Below are 20786 nucleotides of genomic sequence, written 5' to 3'. Positions count from 1 at the left end.
AAAATGGAAGAAAACAACAAAAATGAATTTGATGATATTATCTTGCAAAAAAGCAATAAAAGTGAAAAACTTAAAAAAATTTTACTCAGATCGATTATTTTAATTATTGTGTTTTTGGTAGTAATGATAGCAATGAAGTTAATTAATGATCCAGGCGAGGAAAAATCACTACAAATGCCATCAGAGCCGCAAGAGCAAGCTTCTTATGAAAATAATTTTAATTCTTTGCCTATTACAGATAATACTAAAGAAGAGGATGAATTTGAAGCTTTAGCTAGAAAACTGAAAGAAGAAAGTTCATTGGCTGATGCAAATAATACCATAGAGGAAAAACAGGAAATTCCAAGCAATAGTGTATTAGATCAAATTACATCAACAGAACCAAAAGAAGAACCAGCTAAGGTGGAAGAAAAACAAGAAGAGATTAAGCCTGTAGAAAAATCTATAGAAAAACCAATTCAAAAACCTTCTGAAAAATCAAAAACTAATGTTGTTGAAAAGCCAAAAGCTCCAGAGCAAAGCAATGCAAATGAATTGTTTGAGAGCATAAAAACACCGCAGACTCAAACACACCTTGCAGCAGGTACTTATATCCAAGTTTTTTCTTTAAGTAGTCTTGATCCAAAGTCCAAAGAATTGAGTATACTTAAAGAAAATGGATATGATTATAAAATTTACAAAACAACAGTAAATGGCAAAGAACTTACAAAAGTTTTAGTTGGGCCTTATAAAGAAAGCGAATTAAAGGCTGAATTAGAAAAGGTGCGTTCTAAAATCGCAAAAGGTGCTTTTACTTTTAGAGTAAAATGAAAATTTTCACAGTTATAGGTGATCCTATTGTGCATTCTAAATCCCCAAGAATGCACAATAATGCTTTACAAGTTCTTAAAAAAGACGCAATATATACAAGATACCATTTAAAAAATAAAGCAAAATTAAAAGAAATTGTTCAAAAATTTGATGGAGCAAATATTACTATACCTTTTAAAGAAGAAGCGTATAAAATTGCAGATTTTTGTGATGAAAGTGTTAAGCAAATAGGATCTGCTAATACTTTGTTAAATAAAAATAACAAAATTTATGCTTATAATACAGATTATCTAGGATTTTTAAAAGCAATTGAAAATTTTTTTTCTATTAAAAATGCTTTGATTTTAGGTGCTGGTGGCACCGCTAAAGCTTTAGCTTATGCTTTAAAATCTATAAATATTGAAGTTGCAATAGCAAATCGCTCTAGTGCTAGATTTGAAAATTTAACCATCTATCCATGTTTTTTATATGATCAACTTGATTTAAATACACAATTTGATTTGGTAATAAATACGACTAGTGTGGGTTTACATGATGAAAGTTTACCTTGTGAAGAAAGGATTTTAAAAAATATTTTTCAAAAAGCTAAGTATGCTTTTGATGTTATTTATAGTAGAGAAACATCTTTTTTAAAGTTAGCACGAGAAAATGGATTAAAAATAAAAGATGGCACGCAAATGCTTTTATGGCAAGGTGTTTTTGCTTTTGAGTTATTTTTAGAGTGTCAAAAAACAGAAGAAATTTATAAAGCCATGGAGATGGCTTTAAAACTTCCTTAGTGACTAAACCAAGATTTGATTTTATCAAACAAGCTTTCTTGTTCTATAAAAGCTTCCTCATTTTCTAAGCCAAAGCTTTTTTCAAGTTGCAATAGTAGATTTTTTTGTTCATCAGTAAGTGTTTTTGGAAATTTTATTTCAATTTGTACAATATGTGAACCAAGTTTTCCATTGTGAATATTTTTAACACCTTCGTTAGCTAATTCAAATTTTTGTTTATCTTTTGCACCCACTGGAAGTTTAAGATCAGCTTCTCCTCTTATGGTGGAAATTTTAATTGTCTTTCCAAGAGCAGCTTGGGTAAAAAATACAGGTACTATGGTATATATATCATCATCATGTCTAATAAATTTATTATCATCTTCTACAACGATTTTGATATACAAATCACCTCTTTGAGAAGAATTTGGAAGCTTATTTGCTTTGTTTTGCACTCTAAGACTCATACCACTATCAATACCTTCTGGTATATCAAGTTCTATATGATCTTTTATTTCTTCATAACCATTTCCATGGCATGTTTTACACTTATTTTTTATTATTTTCCCACTGCCCTTACAATGATCACAAGTTTGTACAAAAGTCATAAAACCTTGTCTAACACCAACTTGTCCTTTTCCTCCACAATGAGAACAAGTATCTTCTTTTCCATTTTCTGATCCACTACCATTGCATATTTTACAAAATGTTTTATAGGTAAAATCAATTTCTTTTTTGCAGCCAAAAACAGCCTCTTTGAAGCTAATCTTTACCGCTATTTTTAAATCATGTGGATATTTATTTTCCCTTTCTTTTTTACGCGTTGAGTTTCCAAAACCAAATCCATCTCCAAAAAAACTTGAAAATATATCCCCTAAATCAACATCTCCAAAACCACCAAAACCACCGGCCTGTCCTTTTAATCCTTCTTTGCCGTATCTATCGTATATACTTCGCTTTTCATCATTACTAAGTACTTCATAAGCTTCATTGACAAGTTTAAATTTTTCTTCAGCTTCTTTATCTCCTTGATTTCTATCAGGATGATATTTTAATGCCATTTTTCTATAAGCTTTTTTTATAGTTTCTTTATCTGAAGTTTGAGAAATTTCTAATATTTCATAATAATTAAGTTCCACTTTTTTCCTCTCTTGAAAAATTAATATTATAATTTTAGCAAAAAAATAAATGAATAGTTAAATTATGTGTTATAATATTAAGTTTGTAACATATTTTCACTAATAAGGGGTAGAGATGATTAATGTTTTAATGATCGAAGATGATCCAGATTTTGCAGAGTTTTTAGCAGAATATTTGGCCCAATTTAATATCAAAGTTACTAATTATGAAGATCCGTATTTGGGAATGAGTGCTGGTATAAAAAATTATGATTGTTTAATTCTTGATTTAACTTTACCTGGACTTGATGGTCTTGAAGTTTGTCGCGAAATAAGAGAAAAATATAGCATTCCTATTATTATTTCTTCAGCTAGAAGCGATTTAAGTGATAAAATTGTAGGACTTCAAATAGGTGCGGATGATTATCTACCAAAGCCTTACGATCCTAAAGAAATGCATGCAAGAATTATGAGTTTAATCCGTCGTTCAAAACGCGTAAATGAAACTCCTGAAAAAATAATTAATTCAGCTTTTAAAATTGACGAAAAAAGACATGAGATTAGTTACAATGAAGAGGTTTTAATTTTAACTCCTGCTGAATATGAAATTTTAAGTTATATGATAAGACAACATGGATTTTCAGTTAGCAGAGAGCAGCTTGTGTATCACTGCAAAAGCTTGAAAGATAAAGATTCTAAAAGTTTAGATGTAATTATTGGTAGGCTTAGAACTAAGATCGGCGATAGTTCGAAGGCACCAAAGCATATTTTTTCAGTTAGAGGGATAGGATATAAATTAATAGGATGAAAGTAACTATTAATCTTAAGATTACCGTTCTTTTCGCAACGGCTTTTTTGTTTGTTTGTGCTTTGTTTGTGCTCTTGGGTAAGGTTCAGGTTGATTCTTATTTAACCAATGAGCAAAATAGACAAAAAGAAATTGTAGAAAAAATTATATATAATTTAGAAAGAAAAGAAGGTTTTTCAATTCATGATTATCTTCTTTCTAAGTCTTTTAAAATAGTTGAAAATGAACGCAGTGCAAAACATATAGTTGCAAAAGGTGAAAAGGTGCTTAAGGTTAATTCTGCTTACGGTAGTTTTTCTTCTATTATTTATCATAATCAAATTTTTTTTTATGTTGAACAAGTTAATTTAAAGCAGCTTTATGAGCTAAATGCATCTACGCGTTTAGAGTATTTGTTTTTACTAAGTTTCTTTTTTAGTTTGATTTTGATTATATTTTTATATTTTTCTGTTTTAAGATCTTTAATGCCTTTAAAAATTTTAAAAAAGAAAATTAAAAATATTAGTGCTGGAAAAATAGAACCTTTATCCGAATATTTACAAATTAATGATGAGATTTCAGAAATTTCTTTTGAATTTGATCATGCTATTAATAAAATACAAGAATTAGTAAAATCAAGACAATTTTTTTTAAGAATGATTATGCATGAACTTAAAACACCTATTGGAAAAGGTAGGATAGTTTGTGAGATGCTAGACAATCAAAAGCAAAAAGACCGCTTAGTAGCGATTTTTGAAAGACTTGAATTATTGATTGATGAATTTGGTAAAATTGAAAAAGTTTTATCTAGAAATTGCCAGCTAAATTTGCAAACTTATCATTTGAGCTTAATTTTAGAGCAGGCTGAAGATTATCTCATGAGAGATGATTTTTATCAAAAAGTTAAGATTTCTTACAAAGAAGATACTATGATTGTTGCTGATTTAGAACTTTTTTCCTTAATGCTTAAAAATTTGATTGATAATGCTATTAAATATTCTGACGATAAAGCTTGTGAGATTATATGTTCAGGGGACTATGTAATTGTTAGAAATAAAGGGGTTCAACTTAAAAAAACTTTTGATTATTATTTGAAACCTTTTGTAAGAGAACAAAATACTCAAGTTGAAGGTATGGGATTAGGGCTTTATATTATCAATAATATTTGCAATCTTCATGGTTATAATTTAACTTATAGTTATGAAGATGGTTATCATATTTTTAAGATTGTTTTTTCAAGGTTAAAATGACTTGAAAGATTTAGAAAAATTTAATGAATTGGTAAATGCATTTTCTGCATTGCCTACTATCGGTAAAAAGTCCGCATTAAGACTTGCTTATTATGTTTGTATAAAAGATCCTTTGCTAGGTTCTAAACTTGCTTATAGTATTGAAGAATCCATTAGAGGAATTAAAAAATGTATACAATGCGGGGCTTTAAGTGAAAATGAATTATGTGAAGTTTGTTCTGATATAGAAAGAAATAATAATATTATTTGTATAGTGCAAGATCCTAAAGATGTATTAATTTTAGAAGATAGTAAAAGCTATGATGGGCTTTATTTTGTACTAGAAAATACTAACGAAGAAAATATTACTAAATTAAGAGTAATGATTGAAAACAAAAATACTAAAGAAATTTTTTTCGCTTTTACTCAAGGCTTAAATTCAGATGCTGTAGTTTTTTTTATAGAGGAAAAATTAAAGGATTTAAATTTGAGTTTTTCCCAAATAGCCCAAGGTATTCCAAGCGGTGTTAGTTTGGAAAATGTCGATTTTATATCTTTACATAAGGCTATTAATCATAGAACTAAACTTGATTGATATATTTTTTAAGTAAAATTATCCATTCATTTTTGCTAATGTCATTTATAATTTCATCGGCAAAATCGCAATTTTTAACTCTATTTTTGGTAAAAAGTAAAATTTTATTTTGTGAATTTTGTATTTTATACTCATGTAGTATTTGAGTAAAATGTAAAATATCGAACTTTATGACTTCATAATCAACCAAAATTAATCTAAAATTTAATTTTAAAGCATTCTTAAAATCACTTAGGCTATCTACGATTTGATTATTTGAGCAAAATTGATTGGTTATATTTAAAATTAGATTATTTTCAAAACTAGAAGATTTAAAAATCAATATATTGTATAAATTTGCTATTTGATAACTTTCTTCTTTAAAATTTGTACTTAAAAAATTGATAAGATCTTTGACATTGACATCTACAAATGTGTAGTTTAGCGTATTTTTTATTTTCTTCTTTGAAATAATAAAGGAATATTTTTTCTCTACTTTTTGAAAATCATCAAAAATTTCACTACTAATGCCTATATCTAATAAAATACATTGTAATAAAAAATTTTCAATCATATCATCATTTACAATGCATGCGTGGATATTCTTAAAAATAATATTTTTTGTTTTTGTATTTATTTGATATTTTTTTAAAATCGGCTTTAGTGTAATGGAATTTTCTAATCGCATATAGTTAAAACTTTGAATAAGATATTGCAAGTTTTTTTGTAAAAGTTTGTTTTGTATTTTTTGATCTTGCAATTGTTTTTGCGTTAGCTCAAATGATGTTTTTAATTTTTCTTTTAGATCTATTAAAGAGGTTGAACTTGATATTTTTAAAAATTTTTCTATTTCTTGAATAATGATATTATCTTTTTTAAGTTTTTGATTTTTTATGATTAAATAAATACATGTAGCGATAAATATTAAAATACTAATAGAGGTATAAATATAGAATAATTTTTGATCAATTGGATATAAAAAATAATAATTTAAAAAACATAAAATTAAAGTCAAAAGACTAATAAATAATATCATAAATTTTCCTTGATTAATTTAGCTGTCTTTGCATTGGAAAGTGATTTTAATTCATTAAAATCGGCTTTACTGATTTTATCAAAACTACCATAATAATCTAAAAATTTTTTAATATAACCTTGAGAGATTCCAAGTTGTATCAACTTAGAGCTTTGTAGGTCCTGTTTTCTTTTTGTTTTTTGGTGAAAACTAATTGCGAAGCGATGTGCCTCATCGCGTAATTTTTGTAAAAATTGCAATTTTTTATCATCGGTAGAAAGTTGAATTTTTCCTTCTTGAGTATAAATTTTATCTTTTGCACTTCCTTTTGCTCTATAAGCTTTAGCATCTATTTTTTCTTTAGATATAGCTAAAATATCCACATTTGCTCCAGAACTTTTAATAATATCATTTGCTAGTTTCAATAAGGCATTCCCACCATCAATCAGCCATAAATCAGGCGGTGGATTTTTATCAAAGGATAAAGCTCTTTTACTAAGAATTTGAAGCATTTGATCATAATCATTTTTATAAGATAAATAATAGTGTCTATAAGAGCTTTTATCAAATTTCCCATCTTTGAAGGCTACTAAAGCACCTACAATTGCATCACCTTGCATATGAGAATTATCAAAAATTTCTATATGATTGGGATAATTTTGCAGATTGAAAAAATCTTTTAATTCTTTTAAAAATAAATAACTTTCATTTTTTAAATGCTTTTGTATGTTTATTTTTGCATTTTCTAGAGCAAGCTCGCATAGGGCTTTTTTTTCACCAAGTTTTGGCGATTTAAGGTAAAATTTTTTAGAAAATCTCTCGCTGAGTAGATCTTGCAGTAGCTTCATATCTTCAAAATCTTTGTGTGTATAAATATGAGTTGATTTTATTGGAGATTCTTGTGTGTAATTTTCTAGAATATATTGTTTATAAATTGCATTTAAGTCAAATTCGTTTTGATTATTAAGAGCTAGTATTTTATGATTTGAACTAATGATTTTACCATTATTTATTACAAAACGCACCATGGAGAGTATGTTTTCTTCGCAATAAATAGCATAAATATCAAAATCTTCTAATTTTGCAAGGTCTATTTGTATTTTTACACTTAAATCTTCAATTGTTTTAATTTGATCCCTTATAAGAGCTGCTTCTTCGTAGTTTTCACTCTTTGCGTATTCAAGCATTTTATTTTCTAAATTTTTTGTTAAAGATAAGGGATTTAAAAGAGCTTGTGTGGCTTTTTGGATAATTTTTTCATATTCTTGTTTGGAAATTTTTTGCTCGCATGGACCTTTGCAACGCTTAATCTGATAAAAAAGACAAAGTTCTTTGCAAGATTTCTTTTGTCTTAGCTCAAAAGATAAATATAAAGCATTTAAAAGCTCTTTTGCACCTTTAAAAAAGGGACCAAAATATTTTATTTTATTTTTTTTGATGATTTTTCTTGTAATCTCAAATCTTGGAAAATCTTCATTTAAGTCTATATAAATATAAGGGTAGGTTTTATCATCTCTTAATAATATATTGTATTTTGGGTGTAATTGTTTTATAAAAGAATTTTCTAGTATTAAAGCATCGGCCTCGCTTTTTGTGGTAATAAATTCTAAATGATGGGTCTGACTAATCATCTTTTGAATTCTTAAACTATTGCTAGGATTTGGGCAAAGATTTGGAGTGAAATTAAAATAACTTCTAACGCGGTTTTTTAAATTCTTGGCTTTACCTACATATAAAAGCTTACCTTGTATATCAAAATACTGATACACGCCAGGTAAATTAGGCAAGGTTTTGAGTTCATTTTCAAGCATTTTTTATAAGCTTTCGTAGTTCTTCAAATTTATTATATAAAATAGGATTTTCAAAATGGTTTTTAAAATTTCCATTAGAAAGTTCTAGATGAGTTTTTTTATGTGCGCTAAAAGTATTGTTTTTGGATATAAAGTTTTTGTCGCTAAGTATTTTTATATTTTCCACTTTTGCAAAATTACTCATTGGCTTAGCTAAAATATAGTTTTTTATGAGACTTTTAATCATTTTTTTGGTATTATCGTGATTAAGCTCCATATATGCAATGTGGTGTTTAACTAAAATAATCAAAGTATTATTTTTTATAAAGAGTTTAGTAATCATTTGTTGGTGATTATGGTTAAACAGTTTTAAAAACTCTTTATATTGCAAAAGTGCTTTTAAAGGTCTATAATGTTTATATTTTTCAGAATTAGCAAATATATCAATAACATCACGACTTGTTTTAATATCATTTTTAACTTCCATTTAATTATTGTAACATTTTTTTTATTAATATTTTTAAGTGCATGTGGTTATAAAGCTGCTCCATTTTATGAAATAAAAGATAATAATGGCAGTGTAAAGGAAATAAAAAAATTCCAATCTTTGGAGAGTGAAATATGAGTAGAATACTTTTTTTACTTTGTTTTAGTATTAGCTTTTTATTAGCAGGTCAAACTCATGAGTTAAATTTGGCTTTTAGTGCTTTGGGTATAGGTGTTTTAATAATTTTTATATTAGGTTATTATTTTATCGCAGCAGAAGAAAAATATCATATTAACAAAACTAAGCCTGCTTTGTTTATAGGAACATTTTCTTTTATTGTCATTGGTATATATATGGTAGTAAATGATTTAGACACACAAATACTTGAAGAAAGTGTTAATCATCTTATCTTGGAAATCGCACAAATTGTGTTTTTCTTAATAGCAGCAATGACTTTTATAGAAGCATTAATAGAAAGATCGGTTTTTGAAACTTTAAAATATAAGCTTGTAAGCAAGGGTTATACTTATAGAAAATTATTTTGGCTAACAGGAATTTTGGCTTTTTTTATCTCTCCGATTGCGGATAATCTTACCACAGCTTTGATTTTATCTACTGTACTTTTAACTATAGATAAACATAATAAAGAATTTTTAATCCCAGGTGCTATAAATATTGTAGTAGCAGCTAATGCTGGTGGAGCTTGGTCGCCATTTGGTGATATTACTACTTTGATGGTTTGGACGGCAAAAAAAGCTACCTTTTTTGAATTTTTTGCTCTTTTTCCTGCTTCTTTTATTGGATGGTTTCTTACGGCTTATTTGCTATCGCGTTATGTGCCTGATATTGAGCCAAATTTTCATAAAGATAATCTAGAAAAAGTTGAAATTAAGCCAGGTGGTAAAGTATTTATTGTGCTTGGTTTTTTAACTATCGCTTTAGCAGTTTTTATCCATAGTATTTGCGATTTACCTGCAATGTGGGGTATGATTTTTGGTCTTTCTTTGCTCAGCTTATATATGTATTTTTTCAATAGAAAACAAGGTAAAAAAGATTTAAATATTTTTCATTATATGACGCGTATTGAAATGGATACTTTATTATTTTTCTTTGGAATTTTATCTGCTGTGGGCGCTTTACATTTTGTTGGATGGCTTGCTTATGCTTCTGATCTTTATACAAAATTTGGAGCTACTAGTATTAATATAGGCGTAGGATTTTTATCTGCTATTGTAGATAATGTTCCGGTTATGAGTGCGGTATTAAAAGCTAATCCAAGTATGGATGATACTCAATGGCTTTTAGTAACTCTTACAGCAGGAATTGGAGGATCATTAATAAGCTTTGGCTCAGCAGCTGGTGTAGGGGTAATGGGAAAAATGAAGGGAATTTATACTTTTAACTCTCATTTAAAATATGTATGGACGATTTTAGTTGGATATATAGTATCTATTATAGTTTGGTATGTACAATTTCAATTGTTAAATTTATAAAGGAGTTAGATGAAAAAAGCAGATATTTTGGTTTTGGACTTTGGTTCGCAATATACACAGCTCATTGCAAGAAGATTAAGAGAGCAGGGCGTATATGCAGAAATTTTACCTTTTAATGTAAGTTTAGATGAAATTAAAATTAAAGAGCCTAAGGGTATTATTTTAAGCGGTGGACCGGCTAGTGTATATGCAAATGATGCTTATTTTTGTGATAAAGGTGTTTTTGATTTAAATATACCAGTTTTAGGAATTTGTTATGGTATGCAACTTATGGCACATCATTTTGGTGCAAATGTAGCTCCAGCAGGTCATAAAGAATATGGCAAAGCAACTATAGATATTCAAAATGATAGTGACTTGTTTAAAAATTTACCTAAAAAACAAACAGTATGGATGAGTCATTCTGATAAGGTAGAAAATTTGCCACAAGGTTTTGAGGTTTTAGCAACAAGCGAAAATAGTCCTTTTTGTGTATTTGGAGATGAAAAGCGTAAATTTTTTGCTTTACAATTTCACCCTGAAGTTCAACATAGTGAGTTTGGAAAAAGCATCTTAAAAAATTTCGCTAAGTATGCATGTAATTGTGATAGTATATGGAATATGGGATCTTTTGCAAAAACTCAAGCGCAAAAAATTAAAGAAGAAGTAGGTAATGATAAGGTATTATGTGCTGTTAGTGGTGGGGTTGATAGCAGTGTAGTGGCTGCATTACTAGCAAGTGCGATAAAAGATCAAGTGGTAGTAGTATTTGTTGATAATGGTCTTTTAAGAAGCGGTGAAAAAGAGCAAGTTGAATATATGTTTAGACATACTTTAGGTATTGATCTAATTAGTATTGATGCTAGGGAGATTTTCTTAAGTCGCTTAGCAGGTGTTAGGGATCCTGAACAAAAGAGAAAAATTATAGGAAATACCTTTATAGAAGTTTTTGAAGAAGAAGCTAAAAAACATAAAGATGTAAAATATTTAGCACAAGGAACTTTATATACTGATATTATTGAAAGTTCGGTTGTAGGGGCTAGTAAAACCATAAAATCTCATCATAATGTGGGTGGGTTACCTGAAAAGATGAATTTAAAACTTATTGAACCTCTAAAAGAAATTTTTAAAGATGAGGTAAGAGCTTTAGGAATAGAACTTGGCTTGAGTAAAGATGTAGTTTATCGTCATCCTTTTCCGGGACCAGGGCTTGCTATACGCATTATGGGTGAAGTAAATGAGCCTAGTTTGGAGCTTTTGAGAAAAGCTGATGTGATTTTGATTGAAGAATTAAAAAGCAGTGGTTGGTATGATAAAACATGGCAGGCTTTTTGCGTGCTTTTAAATGTGCAAAGTGTTGGCGTAATGGGTGATAATAGGACTTATGATAATGCAGTTTGTGTGCGTGTGGTGAATGCAAGTGATGGTATGACAGCTACTTTTTCTCATTTACCTTATGAGTTACTAGAAAATATTTCACGCCGTATTATTAATGAAGTAGAAGGAATTAATCGTGTGGTGTATGATATTTCTAGTAAGCCGCCGGCGACTATTGAATGGGAATAGTTATTTAGTGCAAAAATAAACAAAAGCAGGAGGGAGATTTTGCCAAATGATAGGTGAAATTTCTACCTTGCTAAAAGTAGTAAAAAGTTTTTTCTTAAAAGCTCTTCCTTTTGGCGTGGGCAGTATATATGCAAATGTTGCAAAGCAACCATTTTCCTCTAAAACCTCATGAATGGACTTTAATAATAAATCTTGTTCTTTGGAATTTAATAAAGCCCAAGGAATTCCAGAAATAATTAAGTCTGCGTTGTTGATTGCTCTTTTTTCTAACATATCAGGTAGAAATTCCGCTGATCTAATTTCTAAATCTATATTTTTTATATTTTGTTGTAGTTTTTTTGCCATATGTGGATTAATTTCAACTGCAAAAAATCTTGCATCATGATTTTTTTGCTTAAGGATATATTTGGTAAAACTTCCTGTTCCAGGTCCTATTTCAATAATATTTTTTGCATGTTGGACATGAGAGGTTATGAGTTTGCTTAGTTTTTTTGAGCTTGCACAAAATGCTCCTGTTTGCTTTGGATTTTTAAAGTATTGATATAAAAACATAGATTAAATACCTAAGATAGTTATTTTTAATAAATTTTAAAATATTATTGTAAATTTATGAAAACAAAGTTAAAATAAGAATTTAATTTTTCTTTAGATCAAGGATTTGGATATGCATGGAAAAATAATGGTTTATGTGGATGGTACTGGAAGAGGAACAGTAATTAATCTTGCAAAAACATTTTTTGAATTTAATAAACATGCTTGGCACGATAAAAGAAGCATGCCAACGGTTGGTATGTTTGTTGAGTTTAGATCCGATGGAAAGCATATTACAGATTTAAGACCTTCTAAATTTCAAGAATTTGGAGATAATGATTTTATCAAAGAAAGAGATTTTTGGAAAACAGATAGTGATGATGAATTGGAGGATTTAAGACTAACAAGGCGTGATGCTTATGTTCAAGAGCTTTATAGAGAAACCGATTATGATAATCTTGATAAGATTACTCTAAATTTGACTATCCCACAAGCTATTCAAAGGTATTTTTATAATGAAACACTATCAATCAATGCTGTGAAAGATATTAATACAGATGAGGTGCCATATATTATAGATTTTTTTGCTATGAAGCGTTTTTTACATAAAGCTTTGGATACTTTGCTTTTTTCAGATAATACCATTAACCAAGCTGACTTTTCTGCTATGAAAAATATTATAGTACATCTTGAAATGGCTTATAAAGATATGAAAGATAAACAAAAACATATCAACATGGAGCGTTTGTATGATGAAGTCTTTTTGTCTCATCAATGTCATTACCAAGCACTTCTTGCTTCGATCGACAATAGGAAAAATAGAAAATTAGCACTTGATCGCCAAATGAGTACTTTGATTACAGATATTAAATCAAAACAAGCGAGAATAGAAACAGAAAGTGGCAAAAAACGACAAGAATTTGAAGAAATGATACAAAGTAAAAAACAAAAGCTTGTTGAAATAAAAAATGAAGTAGATTATTTTACAAAAAGCATTGAAAAATTAGAGGCAATGAGAAAGTCTTTCTATGAAAAAAATCTTACTATTTTTAATAATAGTTTTAATATGGCTAGAGAGAAACTTTTTGAGAAAATTAAACAAGGTTTAAATATATGTGCTACAAAATTAGATATAGAAATTTGGAAAAAATCTTTAAAATCAACAAGTATAAAAAATTCTTATTTTAAAACTGCAAGCGAAATTTCTTTCTGCACTCTTTCTTTTGCTGAACTTTATTTAAATAGATTAAATAAACATGCACTAAATCCAAATGATCAATTATTGCTTTCTTATGTTAAAAAAGTAAGAAAAGAATGTGAAAAAAGTTTTTTAATAGTTACTTCCAATCCTGATTTATATGTTAATATGAAAATCCAAATTTTTGCAATGAATCCTTATTATGTTGTTAAGCATGCACCTAAAAAAGTAAATTATCAAGGATTGATGAAAAATACTGAATTTGATATAGTTTATGTAGATGAAAAAACTATTTGGGCATCTGTTGCTGATGTTATTTTAGAAGGAAAGTATTTTTTAAAAAAGGACTCCAAAACTAAATTCAAAATTTTATAAAAATCCTTTTAAACCCTATTTTTAAGTTTTCTTAGTTATAATTAGAATGCCTAAATGGTTCGATATGGTATTAAAGAGGATCCAACACATTAATTATAAGCTGTGATGTGTGATTTACCGTGTTCTGTGACTTCGTTTGAGTTTTGAAAAAAAAGCGAGAAGCTGCAGCCTTTAAAAATCACCTAATGGCATACTTTGACTTTTTGAGGGTCAGACACTTATACTCCGGCCATTTGGGTTTTGATATTTTAAGGAAAATAATGAAAATTTTAATATTAGGAAGCGGTGCTAGGGAATATTCTATCGCTTTGGCTCTTCAAAAAACAAATGATAATTTGGAATTTTATTTTGCACCAGGAAATGGTGCTACCGCTAAAATAGGAACAAATCTTAATATGAAAGATCCTAAGGTTATTACAGCTTATGCAAAGGCATCTGAGATTGATCTTTGTATAGTTGGAAGTGAAAATTTTCTAGCAGAGGGTATAGTAGATCTTTTTAAAGAAAATAATATTGCTATTTTTGGTCCTACTAAAGCTGCTGCTATGCTTGAAGCTTCAAAATCTTATATGAAGAGTTTTTTAAAAAAATATAAAATTAAAACAGCTAAATTTTTAAATACAACAGATTATGAGAAAGCTAAGAAATTTATTATGAGTTTAACTCCTCCTATAGTGGTAAAAGCAGATGGTTTGTGTGCGGGCAAAGGTGTGATTATTGCTCAAAGCCATGAAGAAGCTTTAGAGGCTACTAAAAATATGCTTAGCGGAGAGAGTTTTGGTGAAGCCGGTAAGATTGTTGTTATAGAAGAATATCTCAACGGATTTGAATTAAGTGTATTTGCAGTTTGCGATGGAGATGATTTTATATTGTTACCTGCTGCACAAGATCATAAAAGATTACTGGATAATGATAAGGGACCAAACACAGGAGGAATGGGTGCATATGCTCCAAGTATTTTAGCAAGTGAAAATTTATTAGAGCAAGTAAAAAAAGATATAGTAGTACCAACTCTTAAAGGTATGAAAGAAGAGGGTACTGAATTTGTTGGAGTGTTGTTTATAGGTTTGATGGTTGTAAATAATAAACCTTATGTTTTAGAATACAATGTGCGTTTTGGTGATCCTGAGTGCGAAGTTTTGATGCCTTTGATAGAAAATCCTTTGGATTTATTTTTAGCATGTGTGAATAAAAATCTTGCAAATACTCGTATAAAAATCAAAGATGAATTTGCAGTAGGTGTGGTTTGTGCAAGTAAAAACTATCCTTATAAAGATTCTCCAAAAGCATTAATTGATATAGGAGAAATTCCGCAAAATTCTCATATTTCTTATGCTGGAGTAATTTTAGAAAATAACAAACTATATGCTAGTGGTGGTCGTGTATTAGTTTGTGTAGGAACTGGAAAAAGTATTGAAGAAGCGCAAAAAAACGCTTATATGCTTTGTGATAATGTTCATTTTAAAGGAAAACAACATAGAAAAGATATTGCTTTTCAGGTTCTTAAATGAGCGCAAATCAAGAATTATTTGACAAACTAGAAAAAGAAGAGCTAAAAATAGCAAGTTTTAAAAAAAGATTTTTAGCTTATATTGTTGATAGTTTTGTGATTTTAGCTATTGTGAGTATTATTTTATTTGATAAGATTAGTTCTATGCAAACTTATGATGAAATTCACAATCTTTTAATACGTTTTGCTGGTGGAACTTTAATTTTGCAATTTACATATCATAGTTTATTTACATATTTATATGGCGCAACTTTAGGAAAAATGCTTTTGAAGATTATGGTTATTGATCAAAACTTATTAGATAAACCAAATTTCATTCAAAGTGCTTTAAGAGCAGGTGTGAGGCAAATTAGTGATATGTTGTATGGTTTGGGTTTTGCTTGGGCTTTAAGCAATATCGTTTTAAAAACTTGGCATGATTATGCGGCCAAAACAGTGGTGATAGATCTTGCGTAAAATATTACTTTCTTTGGCTTGCATAGGAAGTTTATATGCTTCTAAAGTAGATATCTATGCTTTGGATGTTGTTAAAAAAAATGATATTATAGAGGCAAAAAATAATGTAGTTGTGGTATCTGATTTTTATTTGATAACTGCAAGCGAGGCTAAATTTAATGAAACAACAAAAGATTTGGAGCTTTTTGGAGATGTTAATATCTTAAGGGGGCAAAAAGAAAGAACTAATTCTACTTATACGAAGATTAACTTAAAAGATAACACTACAGCTTTTAAAAATTTATTTTTTTCAAATAATGATTTGGAGGTTTGGCTACAATGTCATCAAGCTAAAATTGATGACAAATTTGTAACGAGTAAAAAGTCTGTTGTATCTAGTTGTAATGTTGAAAATCCTGATTGGGAAATTCGTTTTGATGAAGGCAAATTAAACAAAGAGAGTAATTTTTTACATCTTTATAATGCAAGATTATATGTAAAAAATGTTCCGGTGATGTATTTACCTTATTTTGGTTTTAGTGTAGATACTAAAAGAAAAAGCGGATTGTTAATTCCCCAAGTGGTTTTAAAACAAAGTGAAGGGCTATATTATAATCAGCCAATTTATTATGTTATTGATGATAATGCGGACATTCAATTTGAACCTCAGATTAGAACAAAAAGAGGTTATGGCTTATACTCAACTTTAAGATTTATTGATACCCCTTATTCTCAAGGTGAAATTAGCGGTGGTATTTTTGGCGAAAAATCAAGTTATAAAAGAGAAGAAAATTTAAAAAATAAAGAACACTATGGTTTGGAGGTTAAATATTCAAATGAATCTTTATTTAAAAGTCTTTTAGGTAAAGAATTTCAAGAGGGGTTATGGGTTGATGCTACTTATTTAAATGATGTTGATTATATGAATTTAAGTTCTAGCGCAAAAACCGAAGCTTCTTTAGTTACTTCTAAAATAAATTATTTTTTATCAGATGATGATAATTATTATGGTGCTTATGCAAAGTATTATATAGACACTTCTAAAATTAGCAATAAAGATACTTTACAAGAATATCCATCTTTTCAATATCATAGATATTTAAATGGATTTTTTGATAATTATATACAATATAGCTTGGATGCTTCTTTTCATAGGTATTATAGACATACGGGTATTTATGCTAAAACTTTAGATTTTGATTTACCTTTAATTTATCATACGAGTTTTTTTGATGATTTTTTAAATTTTGCGTTCACAGAAAGGATATATGCAAATTTTGTAGATTATTCTAATACAGATGTTAAAAATCAAGAACATTTATTTAGAAATTCTCATAATTTTTCTTTATATACAGATCTTTCAAAGCCATATGAAAATTTTTATCATACTCTATATTTAGGGGTTAATTATTTTCTACCTGGAGCTAAATCGGGTGAAATCACTGAAGATTTTGTAGAGTTAAAAAATGATCCTGAGCAACTTAATTTTTTAATGTATCAGTATTTTTATAATACTTTAGGCAAAAAAAAATTATATCATAACTTGAAGGTTAAATACTTTACTAAAGAAGGTAGCTTTGGTGCTTTTGATAATGTTGTAGAATATTTTTACAATGATTATATAAGTTTAAGAAATGAAGCTGAATATTCTGGAGTTGATAATCGTTTTGATAAGGTTTTTAGTGAAGCTTTGTTTGATTATGGTGAATGGAAGATTAGTTTAAACCATGCTTATAGAATGTATGAAAATGAAAAATATAATTTTATAGGAACTAAAGCCCAATATGATATAAATACTAATTATCAAATTTTTGGCGGATTGTGGTTTGATTTGAACAAAGATCCTGAAAAATGGGAAATAGGTTATACTTATCAAAGAAAATGTTGGAATTATTCTTTGATGTATCGCAAAGATATTTCACCTAAACTTACAAGTGGTGGTATTAGTGCTAAAGATCAAAGTGGTGTATATTTTATGTTTAATTTTTATCCATTAGGCGGGGTATCTTATGATTTTTCTTTAGAGGAAAATGAAAGGTCGATATGATATTTTTTGAAGATGAAAAAGATGCACTTGAGAAATTATATGATATATTACCATTAAACAAACTAAAAGATTATATTATTATTACACCTTCTTTAAAATCGATAGTTTTTGTTGATGCACTAGCACAAAAATTAGAAATTCCATATGATTTTTTATTTACAGAACAAATTAAAGCTCCTAATAATGATGAATGTCAAATAGCTATGATTAGTGAAACAAAGGAGTTGGTTTATAATGAGGCTTTAGTTAAAGCTTTTGATATAAGTTTAGATTATATTTATGGTGAAGCCAATAGAACCTACGAAGAAAAAATTTTAAAAAATGTGTATCGTTATAGAAAAGGAAATCTTTTAAAGGATTTAAAAGGGAGAAATATTTTAATATTGCATGAAGGTTGCGAAAGTGGAATTACTGCTTCTTCATGTATTAAAAGTTTGTTAAAAGAAGAAGTAAATAGTATTGTTTATGCTACTGCTTTAATGCCAAGTGATGTATATGAATATATCGGTGTTTTTGTAGATGAGGTTTATTGTGTGCAAAAAATTGATCATTTTGTGAATATTGAGTTTTATTTTAAAAATAAAACGATTTTGCAAGCTCATGAAATTTTAGATATTTTAGAAGAAAGTAAATATTATCTTCCATTAAAGAGATAAATTTATATCTAAACAATCGGTTGTTTAGATATAAATTTATAGGCAAAACAAAAACAGGCTTTTTAAGTTTTAATTTTTAAAATTTAAAAAGCTTATTTGGTTTTTGCCTATGATGAAAATATTAAAGGAAAAATCATGCGACATGAAATAAATATTAATAATCATCTTGAAATATTTGAGACTAATAAGGTTGCAAAACAAGCAGCAGGTGCAGTTTTAATGCAAGAAAAAAATGCTGTAGTTTTGGCAACTGTTGCTAGAGAAGAAAAAATGGTAGAAGAGGATTTTTTACCTCTTACGGTACAATATATAGAAAAAGCTTATGCAGCAGGAAGAATTCCAGGTGGTTATGTAAAAAGAGAAACTAAACCAGGTGATAATGAAACTTTAAGTGCAAGGATTATAGATAGAAGTTTAAGACCTCTTTTCCCAAAAGGCTATGCCTATCCAACTCAAATTGTAGTAATGGTTCTTTCTGCTGATCCTGAAGTAGATCTGCAAGTGATGAGTTTAAATGCCGCAAGCATTGCTTTATATTTAAGTGATATTCCTATAAAAGCGCCAGTTTGTGGTGTAAGAATAGGTCGTATGAATAATGAATTTGTTTTAAATCCAAGCAATAGTGAATTAAAAAATAGCACCCTAGACCTTTATGTGGCAGGTGTTAAAGATGAGCTTTTAATGATAGAAATGAGAGCTTTAGCAAACAAACAAAATGGTCAACATTGTATGAACGAGCTTAATGAGGATGATGTTTTAAAGGCTTTAGAATTTGCAGGTAATGCGATTTTGCGTGGCTCTAATGAATATGAAAGAGTTTTTGCTGCTTATAGAAAAAATTCCAAACTTGAATTTAAAATAGAAACAGATGGTGGCAAAATTGTTGATTTTATTAAAAATTCCTATATCTCAAAGCTTAAAATTGCAATTAACCAAATGGCAAAAAGTGAAAGAGCAAGTGAAATCTCACAAATAGCAAAAGAGATTGAAAATGAAGCTAATGCTATTGAAAATGAATGGAAAATTGAAGATATTGAGAAAGCTTTATATTTGTGCAAAAGAGAGCTTGTTAGAAGTCAAATTCTTAATGAAAATAAAAGGGCAGATGGTAGAGGCTTGAAAGATGTTAGAAAGATAGATATAGAGACAAATATTCTGCCAAATGCACATGGATCGTGTCTTTTTACTAGAGGGCAAACTCAAGCTTTAGTTATAGCTACCTTGGGAAGTGATAATGATGCGCAAATGTCAGATTTGTTAACAGAAAAAAATCCTATATGCGAAAAATTTATGGTAAATTATAATTTTCCAGGTTTTTCCGTAGGTGAGGCTACTCCTATAAAAGCTCCAGGTAGAAGAGAGTTAGGGCATGGAAATTTAGCAAAAAGAGCTTTACATCCTAGTATTGATACGGATTATATTCATACTATTCGTTTAGTGTCTGAAATTTTAGAAAGTAATGGTTCTAGTTCTATGGCTACTGTTTGTGGTGGTGCTTTGGCTTTAAGAGCCGCAGGGGTAAAAAGTGAAAAACTAGTGGCAGGTGTGGCAATGGGACTTGTTTTTGAAGATGAAAAATATGCTATTTTAACAGATATTATGGGTCTTGAGGATCATGATGGAGATATGGATTTTAAAGTAGCAGGAAGTTACAAGGGAATCACTGCTTTGCAGATGGATATAAAACTTGGCGGTATAGAGCAACAAGTTTTAAAAGAGGCTTTATATCAAGCAAAAGAAGCTAGGGAGCACATTTTACAATTAATGGAAGAGGCCAATCAAAACATAGTTGTTAATGAAGCAATTTTACCAAAGATTGAAATTTTTAATGTAGATCCAAATAAAATCCCTGATATTATTGGCCAAGGTGGTAAAACTATAAAAGAGATTATAGAAAAATTTGAAGTTAATATTGACTTAGATAGAGATAAAGGTGAGGTTAAAATAGCAGGAATTAATCATGATTTTATTTCTCAAAGCAAAGAATATATATTAAATTTAGTTCATTCTAAAGGTTCTAATAAAAAGCGCGATAGAAAAGAAGTGCCTAAATTTGATATCGGAGAAGAATTTATAGGAAAAGTTCAAAAAGTTGTAGAATTTGGAGTTTTTGTAGAACTTAGAGATGGCGTAGATGGTTTATTGCATAATTCTAAATTCAAGGAAAAGTTAGAAATTGGTAACGAGGTTAAGGTTAAGGTGGCAGAAATTAAAAATGGAAAAGTGTCATTGGACTTAGCTTAATCGTTTAAATTTAAGCATATTTAAGAATATGCTTAAATTTTTATTTTAGATCTTGACAAAAAAATATTCTTTTGGCATAATTTCATTTTTTGATTGTCTCGTTAGCTCAGCCGGTAGAGCATCTCCCTTTTAAGGAGGGGGCCGTTGGTTCGAATCCAACACGGGACACCACTAAAAATCTTTG

The 20786-nt window shown here is 28.7% G+C and carries 18 protein-coding genes and 1 tRNA gene; 14 read left to right on the top strand and 5 right to left on the bottom strand.

The window, feature by feature from the left end; genetic code table 11:
- The first annotated feature begins 3 nt into the window (after nt 1–3).
- Together L8Y18_RS06980 and L8Y18_RS06975 are read left to right on the top strand one after the other, a co-directional pair.
- Nucleotides 4–810, top strand: coding sequence for an SPOR domain-containing protein (locus L8Y18_RS06980; protein WP_263665886.1), 807 nt, complete (start codon nt 4–6; stop codon nt 808–810).
- Entirely contained in the window at nt 807–1589 is a 783-nt protein-coding gene (locus L8Y18_RS06975) for a shikimate dehydrogenase (RefSeq protein ID WP_263665030.1), read from the top strand. Before L8Y18_RS06980 ends, L8Y18_RS06975 begins: the two co-directional genes overlap by 4 nt.
- On the opposite strand, the gene dnaJ is transcribed toward L8Y18_RS06975, so the two are convergent.
- Nucleotides 1586–2707, bottom strand: a complete 1122-nt coding sequence (gene dnaJ / locus L8Y18_RS06970; protein ID WP_263665029.1) for a molecular chaperone DnaJ — start codon at nt 2705–2707, stop codon at nt 1586–1588. The genes L8Y18_RS06975 and dnaJ overlap by 4 nt on opposite strands.
- Before the next feature lie 115 nt (nt 2708–2822).
- Between dnaJ and L8Y18_RS06965 the strand changes: the two genes are divergently transcribed.
- From L8Y18_RS06965 to recR, 3 genes are read left to right on the top strand one after another with little or no spacing between them, the layout of a single operon-like run.
- A complete protein-coding gene (locus L8Y18_RS06965; RefSeq protein ID WP_066006696.1) occupies nt 2823–3494 on the top strand; it encodes a response regulator transcription factor in 672 nt (223 codons plus the stop codon).
- A complete protein-coding gene (locus L8Y18_RS06960) occupies nt 3491–4723 on the top strand; it encodes an ArsS family sensor histidine kinase (protein ID WP_263676550.1) in 1233 nt (410 codons plus the stop codon). Before L8Y18_RS06965 ends, L8Y18_RS06960 begins: the two co-directional genes overlap by 4 nt.
- Before the next feature lies 1 nt (nt 4724).
- Nucleotides 4725–5297, top strand: coding sequence for a recombination mediator RecR (gene recR / locus L8Y18_RS06955; protein WP_263660753.1), 573 nt, complete (start codon nt 4725–4727; stop codon nt 5295–5297).
- Here the strand turns inward: recR and L8Y18_RS06950 are convergent.
- From L8Y18_RS06950 to L8Y18_RS06940, 3 genes are read right to left on the bottom strand one after another with little or no spacing between them, the layout of a single operon-like run.
- The gene (locus L8Y18_RS06950; RefSeq protein ID WP_263676549.1) at nt 5284–6312 is read right to left on the bottom strand and encodes a hypothetical protein; all 1029 of its coding nucleotides are present in this window, start codon (nt 6310–6312) and stop codon (nt 5284–5286) included. The two genes, recR and L8Y18_RS06950, sit on opposite strands and share 14 nt — an antisense overlap.
- Nucleotides 6309–8102 carry an excinuclease ABC subunit UvrC gene (gene uvrC, locus L8Y18_RS06945; protein WP_263665027.1) on the bottom strand — a complete coding sequence of 598 codons (1794 nt, stop codon included), beginning with the start codon at nt 8100–8102 and terminating at the stop codon, nt 6309–6311. Before uvrC ends, L8Y18_RS06950 begins: the two co-directional genes overlap by 4 nt.
- On the bottom strand, nt 8095–8568 hold the full coding sequence (locus L8Y18_RS06940) for a hypothetical protein (protein ID WP_263659807.1): 474 nt from the start codon (nt 8566–8568) through the stop codon (nt 8095–8097). The genes uvrC and L8Y18_RS06940 overlap by 8 nt, the downstream gene beginning before the upstream one ends.
- A 134-nt stretch (nt 8569–8702) precedes the next feature.
- On the opposite strand from L8Y18_RS06940, the gene nhaD reads away from it, so the two are divergent.
- Both nhaD and guaA read left to right on the top strand, forming a co-directional pair.
- Complete coding sequence (nhaD, locus tag L8Y18_RS06935; RefSeq protein WP_263661657.1) at nt 8703–10061, top strand: sodium:proton antiporter NhaD; 1359 nt, start codon at nt 8703–8705, stop codon at nt 10059–10061.
- A 9-nt stretch (nt 10062–10070) separates the two neighbouring features.
- Nucleotides 10071–11606 (top strand): glutamine-hydrolyzing GMP synthase, encoded by a 1536-nt coding sequence (gene guaA / locus L8Y18_RS06930; RefSeq protein ID WP_220567179.1) that lies wholly within the window; start codon nt 10071–10073, stop codon nt 11604–11606.
- Here the strand turns inward: guaA and L8Y18_RS06925 are convergent, their stop codons facing one another.
- Nucleotides 11607–12158 carry a class I SAM-dependent methyltransferase gene (locus L8Y18_RS06925; RefSeq protein ID WP_133319878.1) on the bottom strand — a complete coding sequence of 184 codons (552 nt, stop codon included), beginning with the start codon at nt 12156–12158 and terminating at the stop codon, nt 11607–11609.
- 112 nt (nt 12159–12270) lie between these two features.
- Here L8Y18_RS06925 and L8Y18_RS06920 point away from each other — a divergent pair, with 112 nt between their 5' ends.
- The 7 genes from L8Y18_RS06920 to L8Y18_RS06890 all read left to right on the top strand — a co-directional run bounded on the left by L8Y18_RS06920 (nt 12271) and on the right by L8Y18_RS06890 (nt 20773).
- On the top strand, nt 12271–13710 hold the full coding sequence (locus L8Y18_RS06920; protein WP_133319879.1) for a hypothetical protein: 1440 nt from the start codon (nt 12271–12273) through the stop codon (nt 13708–13710).
- 260 nt (nt 13711–13970) lie between these two features.
- Complete coding sequence (purD, locus tag L8Y18_RS06915) at nt 13971–15221, top strand: phosphoribosylamine--glycine ligase (RefSeq protein WP_263671703.1); 1251 nt, start codon at nt 13971–13973, stop codon at nt 15219–15221.
- A complete protein-coding gene (locus tag L8Y18_RS06910) occupies nt 15218–15676 on the top strand; it encodes an RDD family protein (protein ID WP_133319881.1) in 459 nt (152 codons plus the stop codon). The genes purD and L8Y18_RS06910 overlap by 4 nt, the downstream gene beginning before the upstream one ends.
- Nucleotides 15666–17702 (top strand): LPS-assembly protein LptD, encoded by a 2037-nt coding sequence (locus L8Y18_RS06905; protein ID WP_263676560.1) that lies wholly within the window; start codon nt 15666–15668, stop codon nt 17700–17702. The genes L8Y18_RS06910 and L8Y18_RS06905 overlap by 11 nt, the downstream gene beginning before the upstream one ends.
- Nucleotides 17699–18358 carry a phosphoribosyltransferase gene (locus L8Y18_RS06900; RefSeq protein ID WP_133319883.1) on the top strand — a complete coding sequence of 220 codons (660 nt, stop codon included), beginning with the start codon at nt 17699–17701 and terminating at the stop codon, nt 18356–18358. The genes L8Y18_RS06905 and L8Y18_RS06900 overlap by 4 nt, the downstream gene beginning before the upstream one ends.
- 135 nt (nt 18359–18493) lie before the next feature.
- Nucleotides 18494–20602 (top strand): polyribonucleotide nucleotidyltransferase, encoded by a 2109-nt coding sequence (locus L8Y18_RS06895; RefSeq protein WP_263676548.1) that lies wholly within the window; start codon nt 18494–18496, stop codon nt 20600–20602.
- 95 nt (nt 20603–20697) lie between these two features.
- Nucleotides 20698–20773 (top strand) — tRNA-Lys (locus tag L8Y18_RS06890).
- Nucleotides 20774–20786: the final 13 nt, after the last annotated feature.

The organism is Campylobacter sp. CNRCH_2007_0968H (assembly GCF_025773245.1).
In the GTDB taxonomy this organism is placed as follows: domain Bacteria; phylum Campylobacterota; class Campylobacteria; order Campylobacterales; family Campylobacteraceae; genus Campylobacter_D; species Campylobacter_D lari_D.
Note: the sequence above shows the minus strand (reverse complement) of the source record. Positions and strands in the feature narration are given on the sequence as shown.